The following is a 3,245-nucleotide window of genomic DNA, read 5'->3' on the forward strand; positions in this document are numbered from 1 at the left end:
GAAAATGTACGATTTTAACTTGTTGTTTTAAATGACAATAAAAACACGAGAAAGTATGTTTTTTCTGAAAATGGAGAAATTCTACAGCCTCGTTAGTTGGTATCAATTTATATGGAGATTAGTATGTCAGGAATAGAAGTATTGAATAAAACAATTGAGTTAATGCAAAGTCATGGCTACGAGTTATCTGACTCTTCAAGTGAACATGTTTCTGAAAAAGTACAAAACATATCGTTGGAATTATTTTGGCATCCTCTTAGTGTTATTCCAATGTTTGAGGGAGTAATAAGAATACCATTTCAGACTTATGACGATTGCAATACATACTACGGAGATGGCTTTTATAAAAGCTACCTAAACGATATTACCGAGGCATCTAAATCATTATTTAAGTTTGAAAATATAGTCGAAACTAATATTGAAGATAATAATATTGAGCTCAGTTTTACAATTAACGGTATTGAAGAAAAACTAGCCTTTAATCTAGATGAACAACATGACTCTATCCCCCCTACATTCACTGAATATATTGAAAAACTCATACTTAAATATAACGCTGAAGATAAATTTTTGAAATTTTGTGATGAAGGCGATAATGAAGATTGTTTTATCCTATTAAAGAAAGAGCTTATTAATTCATTAAAAGAGGTAAAAGATATGAACTTCTTTAATGAATTTACAGTCGGTAGCGAAATTCATTATGAAAATATTGCTAGATAAGTCAGTTTTTGCTGAGTAACCAACTAACAAGGCCATTAAATCGGACATAAAACAGCTGGCTTTTGTTCGTGCCTCACAAAGTATAGCCAGCTATTTTTTGCCGTTTATGGCGGCGTTAAGCATATCTCAGAGGGATATACCAGAATATGGATCGTCGGTATAAAAAACGAATTGAGCGCTATTGGAGAAAAATGGAAAAGAGCGCGATTGAATGTATTGAAAATCTAGATGCGTCTGAAAGTTTTGATTATTGGCATTGCCATATTGATTGGATGGGCAAAGGTGATAAACACGAAGAAAATAGAGTTTCTGAACTTCATCTTGCTTATGAAATATTGAAAAAAGCAGAAACATATTGCGCTAAACATTCAGCACCGATTCAAAGTTGGTTATATGTCCATGAAAGTGCTTATGAAGATGCTCTGTATCTTCACAGCGAGAATGATAATGGGACTGACTTCCCTTACAAATTTGAAGGTGTAGAGTGGGAAGTAAAAGACAATGTTTTGTTGAATCAAATTGTTGATACATCAGTTCATAAAGTAGGTGTTATCAATAATGAGTATGGCATTACATACGTTGTAACCGCCAATGCTTAACAATCCGTTAAAGTGCGACAAAATACAGCTGGCTATTTTTTGTGGGTAATACCAGTTTTAATTTCATTTTTAATTTTAAGGTAGATTTATGAAAGTGTTAGGTGAACCATCAGTTGTTAAAGTTTCATTGTTTTTATGTTTAGGATCTATTGGGTTAGGTATCATATTAACTGCACTTGAGTACATGATTGGAAAGGAACTCTCAGGAACAAGCACTTTAAGTACAATATTACCGGCTTTAATCACTGGTATATTTTGGGGCAATAAATCAGGTAAATTGATGCCATCAAAAATCAGATGGTATTCGCTTTTAGTTTGGCTTGCTATTAGTTTATTTTTCGGGGTTGTGATTTCTCTTCTTTTAAATGTTTCGCTCTATAGTTTAGCAGTTGAATTCGGGTGGTTTAACTTGATTTTCATTGCTTTATTCAGTTTGTTATTTTTACTTACTTACCATGCAATGAAGTCAGGTGAGAAAATTGGCGTTAAATCTTATTTAAAAAAGAAAGGAATCAATGAAGTAAAAGATAATAATACGGGAGATATAAATTTACATAAAGCAACTTTTTTTATTAAAGAAAATGTTATTCATATGCTACTAGCCATCATGTTTACACTAATTTTTCTGTTTTTGTATTTCTACCTTCTAATAGCGGTATCTGAGTTTTCGAAAGTTCAGGACATGTTTGGTACAGAAATGCCTGTATTAACTCAGTTTTTATATAACCACTACATGTGGTTATCGATTTTTTTTGTGCTGACTATCTTGTCGTTTTTAGCGTATTTCATTAGTGTTGTTTTTTATGGCGTTAGAAAAAAAGTATTTTGGAAGGCTGTTAAAATTAACTCTGCAATTTGTGTTGTTGTTTTTGTGAGTGTATTTATTACGGTTTATTTACCTGTATTTTCAAACGGCGATGTTATCGGTTAGTTGGACATAAGTATTGTTGTAATTCCGACTGGTTTAGTTGCATCAGTTTTGTCAAAAGCACAAGAAAGTGATATGGAATAAAAATATCTTTAGACACCAAAAACTTAACAAGGCAATTAAATCGGACATAAAACAGCTGGCTATTGTTAGTGCCTCACAATTTTAGCCAACTATTTTATGCCGTTTATTGCAGCGTTGAGGCTGTAGAATAACTCATTTTTTATAAACTTTGGAAAATGTACGATTTTAACTTATTGTTTTAAATGACAATAAAAACACGAGAAAGTATGTTTTTTCTGAAAATGGAGAAATTCTACAGCCTCGTTGTGTAGTACAAATAGATAAATGAGGTTGAAAATGAGGCAGTCAATAGCCGAGTCTAGTTTCATTGCTGTTCACTCGAAAGAGGGAAGAAACTACCTAGAGATTACAGTGTATAGCCCAGAGCAAAACCAAGATACGGCTCACACGGAATTCGGTTGTACGGTGGAGCTGAAGGGGTTATTGGAGACGAGAGTAGTTTTTGGTATAGATTCGTTTCAGGCTTTAAGTTTGGCGGTTCAAAGTTTACAAGCAGACTTAAAGCAATTAACAGACAACGGATGGTCGTTTTTCTTTAAAGGTTACGAAGACATGCCGATTGACGTAATAAACTGCTACTTTCCAAACACATAACTAATAAAGATATGTCGTGTGAGCAGCGCGAACCGCGACTTAATCCTATTGTTGGACAAGCCCTGGCGTTTACCTCTGCTGTTTATCGTAAATATTTAAAACGGGGGATGAGATACTTGAACTCATTGTCTGCGCAGTTTTTCTGACACTAGTGTTACCACAACCGCACATGCCGCCATCTGCAGTTTATTGAATTAACACTGTTTTACACTTCCATCGCAGCTCCTTTTCGTGTTAATGCCTATTTCGCGGCAACTCCCTTTGCTTAAACATATCCCTGTTTTGTAAGCGTCCGGCAAACTACACTGAACGCTTTTTAT

At 34.1% G+C, this 3,245-nt stretch carries 4 protein-coding genes; all 4 read left to right on the forward strand.

Annotated features, from left to right (window positions below; all coding sequences use genetic code 11):
* Positions 1–123 precede the first annotated feature (123 nt).
* The 4 genes from G337_RS0118835 (at position 124) to G337_RS28950 (ending at position 2,925) form a co-directional block, all read left to right on the forward strand.
* Positions 124–720: a hypothetical protein gene (locus G337_RS0118835; RefSeq protein ID WP_028865245.1), complete on the forward strand. Its 597-nt coding sequence runs from the start codon at positions 124–126 to the stop codon at positions 718–720.
* 146 nt (positions 721–866) lie between these two features.
* Positions 867–1,319, forward strand: coding sequence for a hypothetical protein (locus tag G337_RS0118840; RefSeq protein WP_157619391.1), 453 nt, complete (start codon positions 867–869; stop codon positions 1,317–1,319).
* 88 nt (positions 1,320–1,407) lie between these two features.
* Complete coding sequence (locus G337_RS27895) at positions 1,408–2,250, forward strand: hypothetical protein (RefSeq protein WP_051303406.1); 843 nt, start codon at positions 1,408–1,410, stop codon at positions 2,248–2,250.
* A gap of 357 nt (positions 2,251–2,607) precedes the next feature.
* A complete protein-coding gene (locus tag G337_RS28950) occupies positions 2,608–2,925 on the forward strand; it encodes a DUF6968 family protein (protein WP_028865247.1) in 318 nt (105 codons plus the stop codon).
* The last annotated feature ends 320 nt before the right edge of the window (positions 2,926–3,245 follow it).

Origin of the sequence: Psychromonas aquimarina ATCC BAA-1526 (assembly GCF_000428725.1) — a bacterium.
Lineage (GTDB): Bacteria > Pseudomonadota > Gammaproteobacteria > Enterobacterales > Psychromonadaceae > Psychromonas > Psychromonas aquimarina.